Origin of the sequence: uncultured Microbacterium sp. (assembly GCF_913776565.1) — a bacterium.
Taxonomy (GTDB): domain Bacteria; phylum Actinomycetota; class Actinomycetes; order Actinomycetales; family Microbacteriaceae; genus Microbacterium.
This window is the reverse complement of the sequence record NZ_CAJYPF010000060.1, coordinates 34386-41548: the sequence shown is the minus strand read 5'-3', so window position 1 is coordinate 41548 and position 7163 is coordinate 34386. Positions and strand designations below refer to the sequence as shown.

The 7163-nt window shown below is 69.7% G+C and carries 9 protein-coding genes; all 9 read right to left on the bottom strand.

Annotation, left to right across the window (positions count from 1 at the left end):
* Positions 1 to 212: hypothetical protein (locus tag QZ433_RS03935; protein ID WP_295780114.1), on the bottom strand; the 212-nt coding region annotated here is incomplete at its 3' end.
* Complete coding sequence (locus QZ433_RS03930) at positions 209 to 475, bottom strand: hypothetical protein (protein WP_295780113.1); 267 nt, start codon at positions 473 to 475, stop codon at positions 209 to 211. The genes QZ433_RS03935 and QZ433_RS03930, both read right to left, overlap by 4 nt.
* A 96-nt stretch (positions 476 to 571) precedes the next feature.
* Entirely contained in the window at positions 572 to 2134 is a 1563-nt protein-coding gene (locus QZ433_RS03925) for a DHA2 family efflux MFS transporter permease subunit (protein ID WP_295780112.1), read from the bottom strand.
* Positions 2131 to 2751: a helix-turn-helix transcriptional regulator gene (locus tag QZ433_RS03920; protein ID WP_295780111.1), complete on the bottom strand. Its 621-nt coding sequence runs from the start codon at positions 2749 to 2751 to the stop codon at positions 2131 to 2133. The genes QZ433_RS03925 and QZ433_RS03920 overlap by 4 nt, the downstream gene beginning before the upstream one ends.
* A 209-nt stretch (positions 2752 to 2960) precedes the next feature.
* Positions 2961 to 3638 (bottom strand): nucleoside/nucleotide kinase family protein, encoded by a 678-nt coding sequence (locus QZ433_RS03915; RefSeq protein ID WP_295780110.1) that lies wholly within the window; start codon positions 3636 to 3638, stop codon positions 2961 to 2963.
* Positions 3628 to 4497, bottom strand: coding sequence for a sugar phosphate isomerase/epimerase family protein (locus QZ433_RS03910; protein WP_295780109.1), 870 nt, complete (start codon positions 4495 to 4497; stop codon positions 3628 to 3630). The genes QZ433_RS03915 and QZ433_RS03910 overlap by 11 nt, the downstream gene beginning before the upstream one ends.
* A gap of 35 nt (positions 4498 to 4532) precedes the next feature.
* Entirely contained in the window at positions 4533 to 5399 is an 867-nt protein-coding gene (locus QZ433_RS03905; RefSeq protein WP_295780108.1) for a sugar phosphate isomerase/epimerase, read from the bottom strand.
* Between the two features lie 4 nt (positions 5400 to 5403).
* Entirely contained in the window at positions 5404 to 6171 is a 768-nt protein-coding gene (locus QZ433_RS03900; protein ID WP_295780107.1) for an ATP-binding cassette domain-containing protein, read from the bottom strand.
* Positions 6168 to 7163, bottom strand: coding sequence for an ABC transporter permease (locus QZ433_RS03895; RefSeq protein ID WP_295780106.1), 996 nt, complete (start codon positions 7161 to 7163; stop codon positions 6168 to 6170). The genes QZ433_RS03900 and QZ433_RS03895 overlap by 4 nt, the downstream gene beginning before the upstream one ends.

Below are 7163 nucleotides of genomic sequence, written 5' to 3'. Positions count from 1 at the left end.
AGCACGGCGACGTCGACGCCGACGCCGCGCAGGTCTTGCCAGACCCGTTCGGCGACACCGCGCTTGGCGGGACCGACCAAGATTTCGGCGGCCGTCAGCGGATGGACGAGGTACCCGGACGGGTTCTGCTCCATGAGGTTCACGGCGGCCGCGTGCTGCGCGTCGGACGCGTCCAAGAAGCCGATCAGCACCCCGGCGTCCAGGACGATCACTCCCCCCACCCGTCTCGGACCTCGTCCAGATAACCCGGTCCGTACAGCTCCGTGTGCGCACCGGCGAGCTGGCGGATACGAGCGATGCGACGCTCGGCAGCGGCGTCTTGGCCCGCCTCGATCGTCTTGACCCCCGCGTCGAGAAGTTTCAGCAGTAACACGCTGTCGCGATCCTCGTCCGGCCAGTGTGCCCGCGCGACCTCGAGGGCGTGACGCACCTGTGGGGTGTGCGTGATGTTGGTCCGAGGGTGACTGGTCGGCATGCGCCGAGTGTATCACTAGACACCTGGTGTAACACTTGCGTCGTCGAACGCCGGATGCCGCCACCCGCCCGGGGGTGACGGCATCCGTGATCCTGCTTACTCCCCCGCGGCAGCCGGGGCGGCCTGCGCGGCCTTCTGGGCCGCGTCCGCGTCGCGCGGCGCACCGTGCGGGCGGATCATCGAGGGACGCCGCATGAACAGCACCACGATCAGGCCGACTCCGATCACCACGATCGGCAGCACGAGCGACTGCCCCATGGCCTGCGAGAACCCGCCGACCACCTGCGGCGGCAACGCACCGCCGCCGAAGCTCGCCCCGGCATCCGCTGCCCCCGGCAGGTTCGCCTCGAGACGCGCCTGCATGAACGCGGCGATGGATGCCGAACCGATGACCGATCCGACGGTGCGGGTGGTGTTGTAGATGCCGGCGCCGGCCCCCGCCTGACGCGGGGGGAGGTTGCGCGTGGCGGTGGTGGCGAGAGGACCCCACATGCCCGCGTTCCCGACACCCATCAGCGCGGAGGGGATGAGGAACATCCAGATCGGCGCGTCGTTGAGGATCAGCGCGACGTAGATGCCGAGCGAGCCGCCCACCAGCAGCAGACCGGGGACCAGCAGGAAGCGGGGATCCGTGCGGTCGAGCAGCTTGCCGGCGAACGGGGCGAGGACGCCCGAGAGGATCGCGAGCGGCACCAGCAGCAACGCCGACTCGGTCGGCGTGAGGCCGCGGGCGAGCTGCAGGTAGAACATCTGCGGCAGCGCCATGCTCGTCACGGTGAAGCCGACCGCCGCGATCGCGAAGTTGGCGACCGAGAAGTTGCGGTCCTTGAAGAGGTCGAGCGGCACGAGGGGTTCTCCCGTGCTTCGACCCTGCGTCCAGATGAAGACGCCCATCACGACGACACCGGCGATGACCATCGCCCAGATCCACGCGGCCCACGAGTAGTGCTCGCCCTCCTGGAGTCCGAAGACGATGAGGAACAGGCCGATCGCGCTGAGGACGACGCCCAGGATGTCGAACTTGTGCGCCGTCCGGGGCAGCTGGGGCACGAGGATCACCGCGGCGACGAAGCCGATGATGCCGACGGGGATGTTGATGAAGAAGATCCACTCCCAGCCGAGGCCGTCGACGAGCAGGCCGCCCGCGAGCGGGCCGACGAGGGTCGCGACACCGGCGGTCGCTCCCCACAGGCCCATGGCCGCGCCGCGGTTCTGCGGCGGGAAGGTGCGGGTGATGACGGCCATCGTCTGCGGCGTCATCAGCGCGGCGCCGAGGCCCTGCACGGCACGAGCGGCGATCAGCACCTCGAGAGAGGGCGCGAGACCGCACGCGAGGGAGGCGAGCGTGAAGATCGCGAGACCCGTGAGGTAGATGTTCTTCGGGCCGAAGCGGTCGCCGAGGCGGCCGGTGATCAGCAGCGGCACCGCGTAGGTGAGCAGGTAGGCGCTGGTGACCCACACGACGTTGTCGAGGTTGTTCGTGTTCGGGTCGAGGGCCGCCTTGATCGCGGGGTTGGCGACCGAGACGATCGTGGTGTCGACCAGGATCATGAAGAAGCCGATGACCAGGGCCCACAGGGCCGGCCAGGGACTCTTGGCGGGGGTCTTGAAGGACCCCGTCGAGGGGGATGCCGCGGACGCGGCGCGGGAATCGGTCATGGTGTGGTCTCCTTCGAGACGCGTTTCTTCGTGAAGTGTTCGGGGATCTCGTCGGGGCCCCAGGCGAGGGAGCCGTCGACGAGGCGCGCACGCAGGGCGTCCTGCCACGCGAGTTCGGCGTCGAGGAGTGCGGCTTGGCGCTGCACCTCGACCATGAACTGATCGGGGACGCCGCGGTGGGCGGCCCCGTCCAGACCGGTGCGGTGCTCGTGCGCCGAGGCGACGAGCAGGGCACGGCGTCGATCGAGCAGGGCGACCACTTCGTCGCGCTCGAGGTTGTGCGCCTCGGCGAGTGCGACGCGGAAGTCCGCCGCCCGCTCGATCTGCGGCAGTTCGGTGCGCACCCACTCGTCGACCGCTTGTCGGCCGGCGTCGAGCAGGGTGTAGGTGGTGCGTTCGGGGCGGTTGCCGTGGCGGTCCACGCCGACCTCGGCGAGCAGCCCGTCGCGTTCGAGGCGCGCCACCGTGTGGTACATCGTCCCCTTCTGCAGGGGCACGAGACGGTCGTCCTTGCGCTCGCGCAGCAGGCGGACGAGCTCGTAGGTGTGCATGTCGCCCTCGCGCAGCGTCGCGAGGATCATGACGGCGACCGGGGTGAGACGGCTGGGCTCCGGCATCCACCCCTCCTTATGGTCCATGTCGAATAGTCCACATGGACTATACGCGCCTTTTCGACGTTACGCGAACCCGTCGACCGGGTCGAGCGCCCGGCAGTAGTCAACGACCAGTCCGCGCCCACCAGGGGGGACTTGCGTGCGTGCGCATTCCCGCTGCGCGAACGACGAATGCCCCGTGCCGAGCGGCACGGGGCATTCGTGGTGGGCGATCAGTCGGCGATGAGCACCCGACCGCTCGCGCCGGACACGATCAGATCGGCACGCCCGCGGGTGGCCTCGATCATGACCGCGTTGACGCCGTCGACCTCGCGCGCCCACGCGAGTGCCGCCTGCGGGGATCGCCCTCCCCGCACGTGACGCTCGACGAGTCGCGTCTCTCGCTCGTCGGCGGGGGTGTCGCAGAACCACACCTCGTCCAACGCCTCGCGCACGCCCGCCCACGGCTCGTCGCCGACGAGCAGATAGTTGCCCTCGACGACGACGATGCGTGCCGACGGCTCGATCGCGATCTCGCCCGCGACTCCCTCATCGACCTCGCGCCGGAAGCTCGGCGCGTACACCGTGTGCCCCGTCTCGCGACGCACCCTCTCGAGCAGCGCGAGGAAGCCCCACCCGTCGAAGGTGTCGAGCGCCCCCTTGCGATCACGCCGGCCGAGCCTGTCGAGCGACGCGTTCGCGAGATGGAACCCGTCCATCGGAAGCGCCGCGGCCCCACCGCCGCGGCGCTCGTTCAGTTCCGCCACGATCGCGGCGGCGAGGGTCGTCTTACCGCCGCCCGGACTGCCCGCGATGCCCAGCAGATAGCGGCCGTCCGTGGCGCTGGCCGCCCGTTCGATGCGGTCGACCAGGTCGGCGACGGCGGAGGAGGGCGGACCCTCAGGCGCCATGACCCGCTTCGATCTGCATCGACATGAACGACAGGGCGTGCCGCGCGAGGGCCGGGCCGTCGTTCCACAGGTTGCGCCAGATCGCGAGATCGTTCGACAGGGTCGGCGAGACGACGGCCGACGAGAACGACTCGAAGGTGATCGGGCCCGTGTAGTCGATGTCGGCGAGGGCGTGGAAGAACGCGGTGAAGTCGAGGTGTCCCGAGCCGAGGTAGCCGCGGTGGTTCTCGCCGATGTGCACGTACCCCAGACGGTCGCCCACCAGGTGGACGGGGCGGACCAGGTCGTCCTCCTCGATGTTCATGTGGTACGTGTCCAGGTGGATCAAGACGTTGTCGTGACCGATGTCGTCGGCCAGGCGCAGGGCCTCGGCGGCGGTGTTGATGACGTTCGTCTCGTAGCGGTTGCAGATCTCGAGCCCGAGCGTCATGCCCTTGCCCTGCGCCTCGACGGCGAGGTCCTTCAGGGTCGCCACGACATTGGCCCGGCCTGCGGCGCTGAGCTGGTGCCCGTACTTGCCGAGCGCGCTGTACAGGGCACCCGTGAAGTGCGTGCCACCGAGGTCGTGGGTGATCTGCAGCGAGTCGTGCAGCAGCTTCGCCCCGCGCTCGACCACCTGCGGGTCGTCGCTCGAGACGTCGGCGGCGAACGCGAGGCCGCGCGAGCACACGATGCCCAGCCCCGCGGCCTCGAGCTTGGTGCGCGCATCGGCGACGTCGAGGCTGGTCGCGTCGTGCAGCGAGAGCTCGAGGATGTCGTACCCGGCGGCGTGGGTCTGGTCGATGATGACGCTCATGTCGTCGGGCGTCGTACCGCCCGCGAAGACGAGGGCGTGGACGCCGAGGGAGTTGGTGACCATGGTGAGTTCTTTCGTGAAAGGTCGAACGGGGAGGATCAGGAGGCGACGGTCTCGGCCAGTCGCGCCTTCAGGAAGGCGAGCGACGTGGCGGCGAGTTCGTCGGGGTCGGACCACAGCGGATGCCACAGTCCGATGTCGATGGCGGAGGACTCGCCGATGACGACGGGCGAGAAGGTCTCGACCGTGATCGGGCCGGTGAACTCCGCCGCCGCCAGGGCGGCGAGGAGCGCGGTCCAGTCGATGGTTCCGGTGCCGAGCCGGCCGCGGTGGCTCTCGCTGGCGTGCAGGTAGCCGAGGCGCCGTCCGGCCGCCTCGACGGCCGCCGACAGGCTCTGCTCCTCCATCGCCGCGTGGAACGTGTCGAGGTGGACCACCGTGTTGGGCGCGCCCAGGTCGTCGACGAACCGCGCTGTCTGGGCGGCGGTGTTGAGCAGGTTCGACTCGTAGCGGTTGACGTACTCCACCCCGAGGGTCACGCCGGCCCGCGCGCCGACCGCGGCGACCCGCCGCAGCACGTCGAGCGAGCGCTCGCGCGCCTCGGCGGTGGGCAGACGGTCGTAGCGGCCCATCGCCGAGAACACCACCCCGCCGACGAACGTCGCGCCGATGTCGGCGGCGAAGTGCATCGCCTCGGTGAGACGGTGCTCTCCGCGGGCGCGCCGGGCGGGGTCGGCATCCGAGATGTCATCCGAGAACGACAGCGCGAGCGAGACCGAGGCGTCGATGCCGTGTCGCGAGAGGGCCCGCACGGTGTCGCCCGCGTCGAGCTCGTCTCGGTCGATCGCGGGGATCTCGATGAGGTCGTACCCCGCGGCTGCCGCCGCCCCGACGGCGCGGTCGGCCGCGACGGGGCTCCAGTCGAACCCCCACACACCCGCATGGATGCCGAAGCGCTGCGCCATCGTCTCAGGCGGCCTTCGCGCCGGTGATGAGCGCGACGAGCTCGTCTCCGTCGGTCTGGGCGGCGCGGCGTTCGGCGACGGCGAGACCGCCGCGCATGACCCACACGTGATCCGACAGGCGCAGTACCTGGTCGAAATTGTGGCTGATGAGCAGCACCGCGACGCCCTGTTCCTTGAGCTTGCGGATGATGCCCTCCACGCGCGCGGTCTCCTGCACGCCCAGGGCGGCGGTGGGTTCGTCCATGATGACGATGGATCCTCCCCAGCCGGCCGCACGGGCGATCGACACCGCCTGACGCTGTCCGCCCGACAGGCGTCGCACCCGACTGGTGACCGGGGGCACGTTGACCGCCAGGTCGGAGACGAGTTCCTGCGCGGTGGCTCTCATCGCCTTGCGGTCGAGGAAGCGGAACGGGCCGAAACCCGTCGTCTTCTCACGCCCGAGGAAGAAGTTCTGCCAGACGGTCAGGTCCTCGACCAGGGCCAGGTTCTGCTGCACGGTCTCGATTCCGTGCTCGCGGGCGGCGAGCGGGGTGTCGAGGTGGACGTCGCGGCCGTCGAGCGTGATGGTGCCCGAGTCGGGACGATGGATGCCGGAGAGGCACCGCACGAGCGTGGACTTGCCGGCGCCGTTGTCGCCGATGAGGGCCGTGACCTCGCCGCGGCGCATGGTCATCGAGGCGCCGCGCAGGGCGTGGACGCCGCCGAAGGACTTGGTGATGTTCTCGGCGGAGAGGACGATGTCGTTTCCGCCCGGGATGTCAGTGGTCATTTCTTCTGGAACCTCGTGAGAAGGGCGGCGAGTACGACGACGAGACCGACGGCGAGCGGCTGATAGAACTGCGAGACGCCGACGAGCGTCAGTCCGTTGCTGAGGGCGGTGAGCAGCAGCGCACCCAGCACGGGGCCGACGATCTTTCCGCGGCCGCCGGTGAGGGCGACGCCGCCCAGGACGACGGCGGCGATCGAGTTGAGCAGGTACTGGGTGTTGATGGCGGGTTCGGCGGCACCGATGCGGGCGACGAGGAGGATGGATGCCAGGCCCGCGAGCATCGCCGCGAGCACGTACACCGCGATGCGCACGCGCGCCGCGTTGATGCCGTTGGCGACGGCCGCCTCTTCGCTGCCGCCGATGGCCTGCACGTGCAGCCCGAACCGGGTGCGGAACATCACCACGCCGAAGACGACGGCGACCACGACCGCGATGAGGAAGGGGAAGCCGAAGATGCCGATCGAGCCGGCGGTCAGGCGCAGCAGCTCGGGGCTGGTGAACGAGATCGGCTTGCCCTGGGTGAGGATGAGCGCCAGGCCCGTCGCGACCGAGAGCGTTCCGAGGGTGGCGATGAAGTCGGTGACTTTGCCGGTCGCGATGAGCAGACCGTTGGCGACGCCGACCAGGCCCGACACGACGATCGCGAGGACGGCCGAGAGCCAGAAGCCCAGACCGGCCTGCCACGCGAGGCCGAAGCCGACCGCGCCGAGCGTCATGGTGGCCGAGATCGACAGGTCGATTCCGCCCGTGGTGATGACGAAGGCCTGCGCGACCGCCAGGATCACCAGGATCGCCGAGGCGATGAGCATCGCCTGGATGTTGCCGAGGGTGAGGAAGGAGGGGCTGAGGATCGCGAAGACGATCATGAGGAGGACGAGCCCGACGGGGGCGGCGTTCTCTGCCCAGAAGCTGAGACTGCGCGCGTCCCGTCCCAGTGCCGCGAAGCGGGAGGGGGGAACGTCGAGCGTCGTCGTTCTCAACGGAGTTGTCAT